Origin of the sequence: Olsenella profusa DSM 13989 (assembly GCF_030811115.1) — a bacterium.
GTDB lineage: Bacteria > Actinomycetota > Coriobacteriia > Coriobacteriales > Atopobiaceae > Olsenella_F > Olsenella_F profusa.
In genome coordinates, this window is sequence record NZ_JAUSQK010000001.1 from 201,983 (window position 1) to 216,963 (window position 14,981).

Annotated in this window: 18 protein-coding genes; all 18 read right to left on the bottom strand. The window is 60.9% G+C overall.

Annotated elements, in window-relative coordinates; all coding sequences use genetic code 11:
• Window positions 1-7: 7 nt before the first annotated feature.
• Window positions 8-439 (bottom strand): BMC domain-containing protein, encoded by a 432-nt coding sequence (locus tag J2S71_RS00870; RefSeq protein ID WP_021726881.1) that lies wholly within the window; start codon window positions 437-439, stop codon window positions 8-10.
• Between the two features lie 9 nt (window positions 440-448).
• Entirely contained in the window at window positions 449-811 is a 363-nt protein-coding gene (locus tag J2S71_RS00875; protein ID WP_021726822.1) for a BMC domain-containing protein, read from the bottom strand.
• 124 nt (window positions 812-935) lie between these two features.
• Window positions 936-2,051, bottom strand: a complete 1,116-nt coding sequence (locus J2S71_RS00880; protein WP_307388185.1) for a 1-propanol dehydrogenase PduQ — start codon at window positions 2,049-2,051, stop codon at window positions 936-938.
• A gap of 3 nt (window positions 2,052-2,054) precedes the next feature.
• Window positions 2,055-2,918, bottom strand: coding sequence for a MerR family transcriptional regulator (locus J2S71_RS00885; protein WP_307388186.1), 864 nt, complete (start codon window positions 2,916-2,918; stop codon window positions 2,055-2,057).
• Window positions 2,867-3,646 (bottom strand): DUF4125 family protein, encoded by a 780-nt coding sequence (locus J2S71_RS00890; protein WP_307388188.1) that lies wholly within the window; start codon window positions 3,644-3,646, stop codon window positions 2,867-2,869. Before J2S71_RS00890 ends, J2S71_RS00885 begins: the two co-directional genes overlap by 52 nt.
• Window positions 3,636-4,568, bottom strand: coding sequence for a DUF4037 domain-containing protein (locus J2S71_RS00895; protein WP_232204515.1), 933 nt, complete (start codon window positions 4,566-4,568; stop codon window positions 3,636-3,638). The genes J2S71_RS00890 and J2S71_RS00895 overlap by 11 nt, the downstream gene beginning before the upstream one ends.
• 10 nt (window positions 4,569-4,578) lie before the next feature.
• Window positions 4,579-5,400: a tetratricopeptide repeat protein gene (locus J2S71_RS00900; RefSeq protein ID WP_021726903.1), complete on the bottom strand. Its 822-nt coding sequence runs from the start codon at window positions 5,398-5,400 to the stop codon at window positions 4,579-4,581.
• An 8-nt stretch (window positions 5,401-5,408) separates the two neighbouring features.
• Entirely contained in the window at window positions 5,409-7,067 is a 1,659-nt protein-coding gene (locus J2S71_RS00905; RefSeq protein WP_307388191.1) for an acetaldehyde dehydrogenase (acetylating), read from the bottom strand.
• 43 nt (window positions 7,068-7,110) lie between these two features.
• Window positions 7,111-7,368, bottom strand: a complete 258-nt coding sequence (locus J2S71_RS00910) for a BMC domain-containing protein (RefSeq protein WP_307392365.1) — start codon at window positions 7,366-7,368, stop codon at window positions 7,111-7,113.
• 358 nt (window positions 7,369-7,726) lie between these two features.
• Entirely contained in the window at window positions 7,727-8,014 is a 288-nt protein-coding gene (locus tag J2S71_RS00915; protein ID WP_021726906.1) for a BMC domain-containing protein, read from the bottom strand.
• Window positions 8,015-8,077: 63 nt separating this feature from the next.
• Window positions 8,078-8,362 (bottom strand): BMC domain-containing protein, encoded by a 285-nt coding sequence (locus J2S71_RS00920; protein WP_307388194.1) that lies wholly within the window; start codon window positions 8,360-8,362, stop codon window positions 8,078-8,080.
• Window positions 8,363-8,404: 42 nt separating this feature from the next.
• Window positions 8,405-9,304: a phosphate propanoyltransferase gene (locus J2S71_RS00925; protein ID WP_021726791.1), complete on the bottom strand. Its 900-nt coding sequence runs from the start codon at window positions 9,302-9,304 to the stop codon at window positions 8,405-8,407.
• Between the two features lie 14 nt (window positions 9,305-9,318).
• Complete coding sequence (locus tag J2S71_RS00930) at window positions 9,319-9,588, bottom strand: EutN/CcmL family microcompartment protein (protein ID WP_307388197.1); 270 nt, start codon at window positions 9,586-9,588, stop codon at window positions 9,319-9,321.
• Window positions 9,575-9,880, bottom strand: coding sequence for a BMC domain protein (locus tag J2S71_RS00935; protein WP_021726866.1), 306 nt, complete (start codon window positions 9,878-9,880; stop codon window positions 9,575-9,577). The genes J2S71_RS00930 and J2S71_RS00935 overlap by 14 nt, the downstream gene beginning before the upstream one ends.
• A complete protein-coding gene (eutJ, locus tag J2S71_RS00940; protein WP_307388199.1) occupies window positions 9,877-10,722 on the bottom strand; it encodes an ethanolamine utilization protein EutJ in 846 nt (281 codons plus the stop codon). The genes J2S71_RS00935 and eutJ overlap by 4 nt, the downstream gene beginning before the upstream one ends.
• A gap of 3 nt (window positions 10,723-10,725) precedes the next feature.
• The gene (locus tag J2S71_RS00945; protein WP_021726914.1) at window positions 10,726-11,349 is read right to left on the bottom strand and encodes a hypothetical protein; all 624 of its coding nucleotides are present in this window, start codon (window positions 11,347-11,349) and stop codon (window positions 10,726-10,728) included.
• 58 nt (window positions 11,350-11,407) lie between these two features.
• A complete protein-coding gene (cutD, locus tag J2S71_RS00950; protein ID WP_021726827.1) occupies window positions 11,408-12,355 on the bottom strand; it encodes a choline TMA-lyase-activating enzyme in 948 nt (315 codons plus the stop codon).
• A gap of 81 nt (window positions 12,356-12,436) precedes the next feature.
• The gene (gene cutC, locus J2S71_RS00955; RefSeq protein WP_307388201.1) at window positions 12,437-14,980 is read right to left on the bottom strand and encodes a choline trimethylamine-lyase; all 2,544 of its coding nucleotides are present in this window, start codon (window positions 14,978-14,980) and stop codon (window positions 12,437-12,439) included.
• Window position 14,981 lies beyond the last annotated feature (1 nt).

Consider the following 14,981-nt stretch of genomic DNA (forward strand, 5'->3'; position numbering starts at 1 on the left):
CTCGTACCTACCGGTATGTCATCTGGCATACGTGAAAATCGAGTTCATGACCAAAGTAGCTAAGAATCTCGTGTTGGGCGCTCTCGATCTCTGTGATGGCACCACATAGGATGAGCGAGCCATTGAAACGATCCATGAAGCCCAGGTCCACCGAGCCGTGCTTCATGGCAATATCGGCGGCAATCACGACGGCCTCCCATGGTGTGAAGCGCATGAAGCCAAGCGCCTCACCCGTATGGTCCTCGCCTTCGTGCGTGCCGATATCCAGATCCAAGGTCTCGCATACGCGGCGACGGGAGGTTCCCATTATGTGTGCAAGGTCGATCTCGCGCCCGGGCACGCGTATACGTGTGATGCGGATCTCGCCATTCTCCCCGCGGGGCGGCTCACCGTGGAAGAACTCCTCGAAGACCTGTTCCCTTGTGATTCGTTCCCTCATTCAGCTCACCTAGCGCTTCGTGACCTTGCAGGTAACGTAGCCCAAGGTGTCATGGAAGAACTCGACTACCTGGGTGATGGCGGTAGTGACGTCTGCGATCTCGCCACTGATAATCATGGTACCGGTAAAGCGGTCAGCGAAACCTAGATACACGTCCGCACTCTTGATTGCAATGTCAGATGCAATGACGGCAGACTCCGGTGGCGTGATGTTCATGATGCCCAGGGCGCTGGAACCGTAGTCAACCGATGGATTGAGGCCGAGCTTGGTGTAGATGATGGGCTCGGGACCACCGATAACGTGGGCAAGGGTAATCTCCTTGCCCGAAACGGTCTCTTGGACCACACGAATCTGATCTTGTTCGTTGCTCACGTTCGTCTGCCCCCATGCGCTGAGACGATCTGGACCCCACCCTATGTGTAGGTGCTTACATCCTGTGAAAGTCAAGCCACGGCTTGGCAGATAGTTGCCCTGCGCCGCCGAAGCGCGTATTCAATCACGAGAGATGCCTCTTCTTTGCCTGGCCTCGATACGCATCACGATAGATGTTGATAAGATCCTGCTTTGAGACTGGGCGCGGGTTGGTGGGAGTGCAACGATCGTGGGCCGCAGTCTCTGCCATCTCGCCCACAGACCGCTCGAAGTCAGAGGAGTCAATCTTGCCCAGGTCGGCCAGGCAGTTCTCGATATCCAGCTCATGACGCAGATCGATGACTCTCTGCAGCAGCTCGTCGGCATCCGCCATACCCAACTCGCACGCCAGCCGCTCATAGGGCTCGCGGTAGCGATCCTCTGCCATATGGAAACGCATGACATAAGGCAGCAGGATGGCATTGAGGCGACCGTGGGCGATGTGGAAGCGTCCGCCCAGAGCGTGAGCGAGACTGTGGTTGATGCCCAGACCCGCATTGGTGAAGGCGATGCCCGCCACGCAGGAGGCCTCGGCCATACGGCCGCGCGCCCTCATGGCGTCACCGTCGTGAAAGACCACCGGCAGGTCCTCGAACACGATGCGCAGGGCCTTGGCCGCAAGCGCATCGGAAAAGCTGCTGGCCTTGTTGCTCACATAGGCCTCGAGGGCGTGCGTGAGGACATCCAGGCCGGTGTCTGCGGTAATGACGGGCGGGACGGAGCGGGTGAAGCTCGCGTCCAACAGGGCCCCGTCAGGGGCAAGGGCATCGTCAATCAAGGCAACCTTGGCCATCCCACGGGTGATGACGGCAAAGTTGGTGACCTCGGAGCCCGTTCCCGCCGTGGTGGGAACGGCCAGGAAATACGGTCGTCCTATGCCTTTCTGACCTGCGAAGTACAGGATGGCCTTGGTGGCGTCTATGCAGGAGCCGCCACCAAAGGCGATGACGAGATCGGGCTTTGCCTGCATGATCATCTCGACGCCCACATCCACCAGCTCCTGGCTGGGATCGGGCTGGACGTTGGAGTATACGCTCACGTGCACACCAGTGGGAAGGTACTGGGTCATCTTGTTGACCATGCCGGACTCCTGCAGGAAGCCGTCCGTTACGACGACGACGTTTGAGTACGTCAAGGAGCCAAGGTGCTCCACAGCCTGGGATCCGAAGAAAAGCTTCGTCTTGAGGTAGAACTCGTTCATCTCTTACTCCGTTTCTGCTTGCACGAGGATCTCGGTTACGAAGAGGTCGGTATTGTAAGTTGTCCAATAGTCCAGGACAAAGCGTTCCATGGCAGACCCGACGACCTTGTATCCGTTCTGCTCAGCAAAGTCGATCACACGCTGGTACGCGACGGCCATGTGTTCGAACATGCCAACGTGATACGTCGACAGGTAGATGCCCTCAGGTAGGATTTGACCGTTTTCGGGCGAGATGGGGCGCACCGGCTTCTGAAGCAGCTGCACGTCGCACTCTCTGCCTTCCGACGCCGCGAGCATGGCGTCCTCGACTCCATCGAAGCCCAGGATGACAGGACCACAGATGGCATTTCCGACCCTTTGCACATACGAGGCGAAGTCAAGGCTGACGATGGCCTCCGCAAAGCTGCCGCAGAAGCGTGAGGGTAGGCACAGCAGCTCACGGCTAGGTAGGTACCTCACGCTCACCGCAGTCGGACGGACCCTGAGGATCATATTTGCCTCGTTGACAAGCTCGCTCCACTCAACGATGGCCTGCCTTCGCTCGTCGAGCCGACGGGCCTCCACATCGCATTCGGTCAGATGCTTGGACAGCAGGCTCTTGGCCTCTTCCAGACTAGAGTGCTGAAGCATCGACGCTATTTCCTCAAGAGAGAACCCCATCATCTTGAGGTAGTTGATGACGGGAATCTTGAGCATGGTCCGTAGGCTGTAGAAGCGATAGCCGTTATCGCCCACCACATCAGGCTCCATGAGACCCAGCTCGTCGTAATGCCTCAGGGTGCGCTGGGAGATGCCGCCGATTCGGCTGACCTCGCCTATTCGGTAGAGGTTGTCGCATTCGCATGCGTAGCGCTCCTTGCAATGCATGCGCTCACCTCCGTTGCATCAATGAGCCGGGACGCAAGGACATAGCTCAGCGCAATGGGGTTCTCACGAGGCAGCTGACGGCCCAGTGCGTCGCGTAACCTATAGATAGTGCCAAGCGAATACCCCTCGACCTCTGCAAGGAAGTAGTCCATAGCCGACACGGTCCTGGCATTCGACCGGTCGGGGCGCGCATGAAGATGAGACTGTGGCAGCTCGCGCGCGGCGTCATCAAGCGCAGGTGAGAGGAGCGCACGGATCTGGGCAAGCGCTGCCTTCCGCACAGGTGAGGGAATGGGCAGCTTCCGCGCCCAGGTGGTGCGGTAGATCTCCGGGTCAGTCACACGCATCATGCGTGCGTACTTCTCTGCAATGAGGTTTCTACCCTCGTCATCCGCGCGCTTGAGCTCACTCAGCACAGGATGCACCAGCTCATGTGGGAAGGCCAGATACTGTGCGCTGCGATACGCGAAAAACTGCCTGAGGTCATCTTGGCAGCTCGCGCGACCATTCATACCTAGGACCGAATCGAACTGCTTCCACTCCAAGGCGACCAGATGGCAGAGGTCCTCCCTGGATGCCTGGCCCAGACCTTCCTCGTCGAGAACCATCACGACCCCCGGAAGGGAGAAGAGCCTCTCCATATCGATCTGACGCTCGGAGCGAGAGAAGCCGGTCCCGAAGGCCGTGCATGCATCACGAGAATCGGCATGGATCGAATCACAAATCATTTGAGAATGCCCCCTCGTTCAGTGGACGCTCACGCAGATAGTCGTTGGGAATTCCCTGCCAGATGGACAACGCCGCATCCAGGAGGAAGTTGGAGTCCCCTGTGGCCCAGCCCAGTGCAAGCACACAGCGAAGCACGATGCCGCAGAGGCTCTCGACATCCGCCTGCGAGACCCGGCTCACAGGAGCCATGGCGATCTTTCGCACCAGCTCACAGATGGGCGCGGGGACGTACGCACGCTCAGACAGCGAGCGGAAGGACCACTTGTAGAAGGGCATATAGCTACCGGACAGTAGGTGGAGTGCCGCCATTGCCGCACACAGGAACTCGGAACGAGCCACATTTGCCGCCACTACCTCATGACGGGCGAGACAGCGTTGGAGGTTGTACTGACCAGACTGCGCCATGATTGACATGTTTGCGGCAACCTTCTTGCGGATGACGGACTCAGGATAGAAGTCCTCGTACACACTGCGAATCTGGGAGAACTGGTTGCTCATGTCCTTGAAGACGGCACCTCCCGTGACGATGGCCAGAAGCTGCTCTGGAATCCTCAGCCACTCCACAACGCTTTGGGGGGCGCGGTCAAGCCCCGTGAAGTTGCGGTAGAAGGCCTCGGTCTGGAAGACGCCAACGCGCTGGCCAGCAAGAGGCATTTCCGTGCGACGATAACCCAAGAACTCTCGCGGAAGGGACGCATAGCGATGGGAGAGCTCCTCCCCACATTCGTCCCAAAGGTCATGGGGGACCCAAACGCAGAATCCAGGGCCAAAGTCGTGGTCCTGGGACAGCTCGTCATCAAAGCCCAGACACTCCGAGCCCGGACCCACAAGGCCAAAGGCAAGCCGAGACTCGACGGAGTATGAAAGCCCAGACACGAGGACTGACCCGTACTCGCCATAGAACTTGGCTGCAAGCTCCATGCCCTTCACGTCATGCCTCCCCTTCCGAGCGTTCGCACAGGCCCCCAGAAGCGAGGATGTACATGTCTCGCGCCTTCTCCTCCAGAAGCCGTGCATACGGGACGTCTCCCAGCTTTTCGCGAAGGACCTTTGCGGCCATACGGTAGAACTCCCCCGCCCGAACGTAGTCACCCCTCAAGTAGGCAATGCGAGCTGCCGTGGCCAGGGCGTGGGGGCGATGGACGTCACGGCCGGCATTGAGCGTCTCATATATCACGAGAGCGCCAACGATGACCTCGGCCGCCTCCTCGACCCTCCCCTCGTCCATGAGAACCTGGGCCAGGTTGATGGCGTTCGTCGCACGCACGCCATCGGATCCGGGGACCGTCTCCAGAAGCCGTCCCGCCCGCCTGAGATCAGAGTGTGCCTCTGCAAATCGATTCATGCCGCGCAGTGCGCTGCTACGGTTGTTGCAGATCGCGCTCATCTCATATTGGTGACCATCCTCGTCTCCCAGCAGCGCCTCCGTGGCATCGAAGGTGTCAACGGCGGCGGCAAAGCGGCCCCGAGCCACATAGACGTCGCCCAGGTTGACGAGCGCCCGCGCACGGTCCTCTGCGCCGACATCCATCGATTCGAGCAGACGCACAACCGTGTCGTAGAGCCATTCCGCTTCCGCAAGGTCGCCACGTAGGCGCAGGACGCTTCCCAGTTCATTGGCTGAGGCCACCTCCGCGGGCTTGTCACCGGCGAGTCGGGCGCGTCGGAGTACCTTCCGAAGGAAGCCTTCGACGTCTGAACCCGACTCGCCATAGAGTCGATCGAGCTCCGTATAGAAGTCCGAGAGCCCCACGCAAGTCACTACTCCCCGCGGAATGCCGAAACCAGCTCGTTAATCATCTTGTTCAGTTCGTCGGCATCAACGACATCACTCTTGCTCGGTCCATCCTGTATGGCCTGGGGGGTGCAGCTGTTGCAGCCAACGGAATAGCTGATACCGCTCGTGTCATGGCCCACGGGGACCTCGATTCCCACGTCACTGCCCGTGGTGGGTACAGCCGCGACATCGGCAGCCTCGGCATGGGCACAGCTGCCGCTCGTGCATCCATACTCGCCGACGAGCTCGGGATGCCACTTGGCAAAGGTCTCGTCCACCGCAGCAACCTGGTCGGGCTCGATGATGCCGTTGGCGACGCGCTTGACGTTGATGAGATGCTGGGGGCCAACATTCTCGGAGACGGAGCTGCCGCCCCAGGTGCCACATCCTAGCGTCAGCGCAACGTCGAGACCGGTGGAGAGGCCCGTGCCACCCTGGGTGCCACCCGTGTTGATGAGGATGCGGGAAGCCGGCTTGACAGAGAACTTGCGAACGATCTCCTTGTCCTCGGTATGAATGTTCATCGTATGGCCGATGCCATTCTGGAGGAGGGTGATGGAGAGGTCGCAGGCCTCGTGCCAGTCAGCGACGGTGTAGAAGCCGAGGACGGTCGTGAGCTTCTCGTAGGAGAGAGGCCAATCGGGACCGACGCCATGCTGCTCGCCGATGAGGACCTTGGTGTCTGCGGGAACGCAGATGCCGGCGGCCTTGGCGATGCTCTGGGCATCGTGACCAACGAAGTTGGGGCTCATCGAGTGACCGTTGCGGAACAGGATCGAACAGACCTTCTTGCACTCGTGCTCCGACATGAAGTAGCCACCCTGGGCCTTGAACTCGGCAACGACCTCATCGTGGTTCACAGTCTCGCAGATGACGCTCTGCTCGGAGGCGCAGATGGTGCCGTTGTCAAAGGTCTTGGAGGCCATGATGCGACGAACGGCGTCATGGACGTTGGCGGAACGTTCGATGTACGAGGGCGAGTTGCCTGCGCCAACGCCAAGGGCCGGCTTGCCGGAGCTGTAGGCGGCCTTGACCATGCCAGGACCACCGGTCGCGATAATCATCTTGACCTCGGGGGCGTGCATGAGCTCGTTGGTGGCCGCGATGGTCGCCATGCTCACGCCCTGGATGACGTTCTCGGGGGCGCCCGCCGCGACGGCGGCGTCGTTCATGAGCTTGATGGCCAGGTTGGTGCACTTGGCCGCCTTGGGGTGGGGCGAGAAGACGATGGCGTTGCGTGCCTTGAGGGCGATCATCGACTTGTAGAGGACCGTGGAGGTCGGATTGGTGGAGGGCACGATGCCCATCACGAGACCAACTGGCTCCGCAATGGCGATGACCTGCTTCTCCTCGTCGACATCGATGACACCGATGGTCTTGGCGTCCTTGATCTGCTCGTAGAGCAGGCCGGAAGCCATGTGATTCTTCAATATCTTGTCATGGACGTTGCCAAAGGTGGTCTCCTCGACAGCCATCTCAGCAAGCTGCCTGGCATTCTTCTCGGCAACCTCGACCATGGCACGAAGGATGCGATCGATCTGCTCTGCGCTGTAGTTTGCGATCTGGTTGGCGGCAACCTGGCCCCTGCGCGCAAGGTTGCGCACGGCCTGGATGCTCTGGAGATCGTAATCGTATTCCTGCATATTGCCTCTTTTCGCTTAGCTCGTAAGGAATCTAGTCGCTTCGCTACTCGGCGCTGGGCAGGATGGACTCGACCATGCCGTCCGGGCGCGGGATGACGTGGACGCTCAGGAGCTCGCCCACGCGCTGGGCCGACGCCGCGCCGGCGTCGGTGGCGGCCTTGACGGCCCCCACGTCGCCGCGGACGAAGACGGTGACCAGGCCGCCGCCCACGCGCTCCTTGCCGACGAGGCGGACGTTGGCCGCCTTGACCATCGCATCGGCCGCCTCGACGGCGCCGACCATGCCCTTGGTCTCGATCATTCCGAGTGCCTCAGTGACGTTTGCCACTGTGATAACCTCCTTGCTGCTGGGTGCGACCTCTGCAGGTCGAACCGCGGTCTTGGATGCGTCATGTGCAGATGCCTCTGCAGCGGATTCGCCCTTTGCCACCGGGACGGCAGAGACGCTGGGAGCAGGCTTTGTCGCACGGGCAGCAGAAGTTGTCGACTTCTTATGAGAGGTGGACATGCGGCCCGCACTCCCTCGCCCCGTCTCGCCCCTTGGATGATTCACTGGGGTCTGGGCAGCCTCAGACGCCTTGCCCCTCCCACCAGAAGGACGAGAGGGCGGCATGACCTTGCCATCGCCCTCTTGTCCCGACTTCTTCGTGGCCATGTGCCTAGGCCTCGGCGCTGGGCAGGATGGACTCGACCATGCCGTCCGGGCGCGGGATGACGTGGACGCTCAGGAGCTCGCCCACGCGCTGGGCCGACGCCGCGCCGGCGTCGGTGGCGGCCTTGACGGCCCCCACGTCGCCGCGGACGAAGACGGTGACCAGGCCGCCGCCCACGCGCTCCTTGCCGACGAGGCGGACGTTGGCCGCCTTGACCATCGCATCGGCCGCCTCGACGGCGCCGACCATGCCCTTGGTCTCGATCATTCCGAGTGCCTCAGTGACGTTTGCCATGATGTTTCCTCCTTGGGTTCACGGGCACACCAGCCCGCATGACGCTGTGGGTTTGCACTATTCCTACTCGGCGCTGGGCAGGATGGACTCGACCATGCCGTCCGGGCGCGGGATGACGTGGACGCTCAGGAGCTCGCCCACGCGCTGGGCCGACGCCGCGCCGGCGTCGGTGGCGGCCTTGACGGCCCCCACGTCGCCGCGGACGAAGACGGTGACCAGGCCGCCGCCCACGCGCTCCTTGCCGACGAGGCGGACGTTGGCCGCCTTGACCATCGCATCGGCCGCCTCGACGGCGCCGACCATGCCCTTGGTCTCGATCATTCCGAGTGCCTCAGTGACGTTTGCCATGATGTTTCCTCCTTGGAATTGCTGTCTAACCCGCTACCTTGTCTACCTAACGACCCGAAGGGTAGAGCCACACTTGATGTGGAGCGCGTTCGCCTCCTCGGTGTCGATGTGACAGTCGAGGTTGCCGCTCTTGGTCACGCGAATGATCACGTTGTCGAGCTGACCGCCACGATCGCCCTCCACCTTGAGTGAGACGACCTCTCCGTCATAGAAGCCGCGCTCGGCCGCCTGGGCAGGGTTCATGTGAATGTGACGGGCGGCCACAATGACACCCTCCTCAAGGGTCACGGAACCCTTGGGACCAACGACGGTCACGCCAGGGGTTCCCTCAAGATGCCCAGAAAGGCGAACCGCCTGGGGAATACCAAGCCTAAAGGTGTCGCCAGCCAGAACCTCGATCTGAGTCTGGGAACGAACGGGTCCCAGCACGCGGACCCTCTCGATGACACCGTTGGGTCCCGCAAGAGTCACGCACTCCTGAGCGGCGAACTGACCGGGCTGGCTCAGGTCCTTCAGGGGTGTGAGCTGATAGCCCGTGCCAAACAGACGGTCCAGATCGTGCTGAGACAGGTGGATGTGACGGCCAGAGATGCCAACCGGAACGACATCGGGGTCAATGGTCGAGTCCCTCTTACCAAGCAAGGGCTCGATGTCGTCCTGCGTCCAGATGCCCTTCGCGAAGGCGGCGGAGATAAGATGCTCGAGTTCGTCGGCAGAGAAGACTGGCTCTGCGTCCTTTGTATCATGCCGCCCGCAGCCCTCCTCCTGTGTGGCCTCATGCGCGGCATGGTCGTGCCGCCCGCTCTTGTCGAGAACGGCCACGCCATGCTCCTTTGCAACGTCGAGCGCCTGGGCCGTCACGATGGTGTTTTCATCAACATAGATGTCCTCATGCCCACGTGCGGCTGTCATAACGTCCTGCGAACTTATAAGTCTCTTCATGTTGTCCTCCCTTCCTAAAGACTCACGTCTTCGTCAATGATTCCTACTATCACCGCGTCTACCGGGACGCTCCCCTGGAACTTGTCCCTCACGAACAGGTATGCGGAGGCACCCGTGGTGACGATGACCCTGTCTCCGACTCCCGCACTGATGGTATCGATGCAGATGAGCTGTTTGCCGGCCTCACCCCCCGTGATGGCCTCGACTTGCATGAGCTTCATGCCACTCAGCTCGTCGTACTTGCGCGTGGCCCAGATGGAGCCCAGGAGCTTACCGACAATCATGGGCGTCGTCCTTTCCCTCGCGAATCCGCCTTAGGCACTCCATGACCTCGGCGGTCTCCCCCGCGATGGCGAGCATCACCATGTTCTGCGGGCAGGATCCACGTACGTCAGTGACGATCACGCCGGCCGTCTTCTCGGCGATGTCGCTTGCGACGACCATCTCGATCAACTTGCCCTGGACAAGTCCCACGGCAGCAGGTCTGAAGTCCTCTGGCCACCGGACTCCGCTCCTCTGGCGAATGATCTGCATGGTGCCGGGCGCCGGTGCCTTGATGACGCTGATATCGATCATGGGTGCGGCCCCCTTGCCTCACGCACGCAGCCCAATGCGATGCCTAGGGGCGTGACGAACGACGGGTGGTTGGGCTTGCGGACATCAATGCCAAGCTCGCGTTGTATCCTGTCCTCGATGCCGTTCAGCTCTGCCGTGCCGCCCACAAGGATGACCTCGTCCACGCCGTAGCCCTCGCAGGCACGCTGGATGATCGACATCACCTTGTCGATGGTGGGCGAGACGATGGGAAGGATCTCCTTGTGATGCTCGGGATCCCGCTTATAGAGTTCCGCATCGCCAAAACTCATCCCTTTTGCGCCGGCAAGCACAAGCGAGAAGTGTGTACCACCGGTAGACTCGTCGACGCACTTGATGGCCCTGCCATCCTTGAAGACGGAGACACCCGTCGTACCACCACCGATGTCGACGACCGCTCCGTTGTCCGTGCCGATGAGCAGGTTGGCAGCTGTAGGCTCATCAAACACCGCGGTGCAGGTAAGACCTGTGCTCTCTGCGACGTTGCGCACCGCACCACCATCGAGCGCCTCCGTCTCTGGCGGGATCGCCACCGCACATCGGTCAAGCTCCACGCCTAGCTCCGACTCGATCCGCGCCTTGAGGGATGCGGCGATATCGCAGGCACCGATGTAGTTAACGACCATGCCATCCCTGACGACGTCTGCGAACTGGTACTTGCAGTCAATGGGGTTGCCGCTCTCGTCCAACACGACCAGGACGATGAAGGCGGTGCCAAGGTCGAGTCCGCAATAGAGCGGCTGGCCCTCCTTGACCTTCTTGGGATGGTCGACGCAGTCCACAAGCTCTTGGAGCCTCTGGTTTGTCAGCTCGAAGTCGACCATCCGTTACACCTCCTCTTCCGCACGAGAAATGGCCCCTTCTATCAACTTGCAGGCAAACGTCGCCTCGGCGATCCATGCCCTGACGCACTCGGACTCGTCTGGACCCAACGTGGTCTGGAGATGCCCCCAGGCGTGTGCGCAACGCCTGATCTCCGCATGGACGCACGCCATATCGAAGAAGATGGGGCATATCGTCGCCTCAAGCGCTGGGGCTGGGGTGGGGCCAGGCGAGCCCTCGCCTGCTCCCGACCCCGTTGCGTCCTTGGGCAACTCGCCGAGCATGTGTGCTGACTGCCAGCTGCAGCCAAGCTCGTCGGCCCGATGTGCGAACGCGTTGTCGACGCCGAGCGCCCCGCGAGCAAGCCGCCTCAAGCGGGTACCAAGGAGATTGACGTCGTGCACGAGTCCATCAAGGGAGTCGACAGTGGTCTGGGGCGCACGACAGAAGACCTGGTGACCTAGGGCATTCGGCGACGGTTCGTCCTTGCCGCCCTCGAAGCTCACCCTGAAGTCAATCAGGAACTGGCGGGCGCTCGGCGTAAGACGGGTGTCCGGGGAAAGCCTGTAGGAGCTGAAGGGCTCACGCCCATAGGCTGCACGCAGCTCGTCCTCGGTAACGTAGCGCATGACACCCTCCTCTCTGTCTTTCTCGTCTCTCCACATGTCAAACGATCTCCCAGGCCTCTCAGTGCTTCACAAGGCGTACCTTGAAGTCCGCCGCCTCGATCCACCCTTCCAGGCGGTCCAGGTCACCATCGCTCAGCGAGGGATCGCCCTCTATCTCGTAGTCGCGACCAAGCGATGCGTACTTTCCGACCCCAAGCTTGTGATAGGGCAATAGATCGACGCCGTCGAAGTTCTTCTGGTACCGGTACGGCTTGAAGAAGGCGATCACCGCATCGATCTCTTCCTTCGAGTCGTTCACCCCCTTGAGCAGGGGCATGCGCACGCGGACGTTGAACCCGTTCTCCAGGAGCGTCTGGACATTAGCGAGGATCAGCTCGTTGTTCACACCCGTCCAGTACTTATGCCTGACGGGATCCATCTGCTTGATGTCGAACAGGAACAGGTCGACGTACTGTGCGATTCTCAAGATCGTGGGCATGGGAGCATATCCGCAGGTCTCGATTGCGGTGTGATGGCCACGTGTCTTCGAGGCCATGAGGATGGAGAGGGTTGCCTCCGGTTGGGCGAGCACTTCTCCACCAGAGAGAGTGATGCCGCCGCCAGACATGCGGTAGAAGTCGACATCCTCGTCGAGGAAGTCCATGATGTCATCGATCGAGCGGTCGTCGCCCATGATCTCAAGGGCATGGTACATGCAGGCCTTCTCACACGCACGACAACCGATGCACTGGACGCTGCGGTCGACCTCATGAACGCCATCGGCCATTCTGTGGACGCCGACCGGACAGGCTGCGGCACAGGCACCGCAGCTGACGCAGTTCGCACGCTTGAACATGACCTCATGCCCACGCTGCTGGCTCTCCGGGTTGGAGCACCACTTGCAACGTAGGGGGCAACCCTTGAGGAAGGCCATGGAGCGCACGCCCGGGCCGTCGTACATGTTGTACTTCTGGAGGTTGAAGACGCGTACCGTACGCTCGACGCTGCCTTGCTCGTGGTCCGTCATCGTCACTCACTCCTTTCGTACGGCATGTCGCGGGAAGCTGACTCGGTGACCTTCCCAGTGGTTGGCTGACCCATATGACTGTTAGAACTTCTTCAGCACGGTTCGGCTGATGATCTCGTCCTGGACGTCCTTGCAGAGCTCGTTGAAGAACGCAGAGTAGCCAGCGACGCGGACGACGAGGTCACGGTGGTTCTCGGGATGCTTCTGGGCGTCAATGAGCGTCTTGTTGTCGAGGTAGTTGAACTGCATTTCGCCATTGCCGAACATCGATGCGGTGCGTAGCAGGGTGACGAGTCCGTCCTCACCCTCACGTGTGTCAAGCAGACCGCTCATGAGCTTGAAGTTATGGACCATGCCGATGTTCATCGAGTCGTTGGCGAGCTTGGAGACCGACTTGATGATGGCAGTTGGGCCGTTGTGGTCGGCCCCCTGGCTTGGGCTGATGCCGTCGGAGAGGGGCGTCCATGCCTTGCGGCCATTCGCAGACGCACCGGTCATCTCGCCGAAGGGCGTATTGTTGGAGATGGAAAGCGTGCCGGTCGACATGTGCGAGTACAGGGTCTTGAACTTCACGTGGATGCTCTCCGTGTAGTAGAGCAGATCGGCCGCGATCCCGTCGGCATAGTCGTCATCGTTGCCATACTTCGGCGTATCGATGCAGTCCTGGCGCATGCGCTCGAAGCCGACGAAATCCGCCTTGAGTCCCTCGTTAAGCTGCTCGAGCGTGTACTTGTGCTCATCGAACACGAGCTTTTTGATGGCAGCCATGGAGTCGGTGTAGGTGCCCAGGCCCGTCCACACGACGCCGGGACCATAGTTGTACATGGCACCGCCAGCCGAGACGTCCTTGCCGCTCTCCATGCAGCCCTCGTACATGATCGACATGAGGGGCTTTGGGGCCACATCGCGGGCCACGCGCTGCGAGATGACCGTCGCGACGTCAGTCCACTTCGTGACGTAATATATGGTCTTCTTCACGGCAGCGTCGAACTCCTCGTACGTCTTGTACTGGGAGAGGTCGCCGAGGTCGGGGGTAACCTGCTTGCCGTACCAGAGGTCGACGCCATGGTTGAGCGTGAGCTCGATGCAGATGGGCCACTGCGTATAGGACGTGGAGGTCCACTGATAGAGTCGGCCGGACTTCTGGGGCTCGACGCACCCCATCATGCAGTAGTCGCGAGCGTCCTCGACGCTGACGCCCTTCGCAAGCATCATCTTGATGTGCGTGTCGTCAAAGTGACAGGCGGGAAAGCCCATGCCCGAGCGCACGAGGTCAACGATCTTGCGCATGTACTTCTCGGGAGACTTGTTATGGATGCGGCAGGCAATGGTGGGCTGGTAGATCTTGACGTGACGCGCGGCATCCATCAGGAGGTAGGTGAGCTCGTTCGTCGCGTCGTCACCCTTGCGCGTGACGCCTCCGAGCGTCATGTTGATGAAGGGTTGGTACCCCGCGAAGAACTCGGATTGGCCACGGGACGTGACCCACATCATCTCGCTCATCTTGATGAGCATGCAGCCCGCGATGTCGAAGGCCTGATATGGCGTGATGCGGCCGGCCTCGACGTCGGCCTTGTAGAAGGGGTACATGTACTGGTCGACGCGACCGATGGACATCCCCGTCTGGTTCTCCTCGACGGGGAGAAGGCTCTCGATGACGAAGACGGACTGCACGGCCTCCCAGAAGGTGCTGGGCTTGTGGGCGGGAACGTGCGTAAGGATGGTGGAGATCTGCTCGAGCTCTGCCTTGCGCTTCGCGTCATGACACTCGCTCGCAAGCTGTGCCGCATAGTCGCTCATGCGCTTGGCGTAGGTCATGACGCCCTCGGTGGTGTCGATGACGCTCTTGTAGAAGTAGATCTTGTCGAGGTCCTCGGGATTGGCATAGTCGAGCTGCTCCAAGTGCCGCTTAGCCTCCTCCTGGATGTCGACCATACCCTTCCTCATGAGGATGACGTCGTAACCGGGGTTGGAGTCACCACCGCCACTCATGGCATGGTAGGAGCAATCGGAGACGAAGGACTCACCGGAGAGCTCCCAGACGCCCGCCTCACGATACTGGTCCTCGCAGATCTCGTCCTGGGACTTGCCCTCCCAGAAGGGAAAGAGGACGTCGCGACAGTACTGCTTGTCCTCCTCAGAGATGTAGAAGGGGTCCTGCGGACGGGTGCCGATGGTGTCAAGCTCGTCACGCAACCAGCGCCACGCGAGGTCGGGGGAGAACGCTCCGGCGCGCGGAGCGCCGCAGGGGGCGCCAACGATGAGTTCGTCATCCTGGATGACCAGCGGTGCGGTCTCGCAGCAGCGACGGAACGCCTTGGCGCGCAGCTCGATCTTCGGCATGCCAGGGTTGGCCTTCATGATCTCGGTAACCGCACGTGCGCGATACATCGTGATGCTGGGGACCTGCTTGAGGAAGTTGTCCTTCAGACGAGCCTGACGCTCGGTGGGACCATCGGGCACGTCGTAGGGCTCGTTGCCACTCACATGTACGGGATTGGAGGTGTCAGGCGCATCGAGCTGGTCTGCCACCTTCTCGAACATCTTGCGGACGGTCGCGCGCTGCTCCTCGGACATGTCCCTGGTAGCATCGGACAGCTCCTTTGCAAACTCCTTGATGTCCATT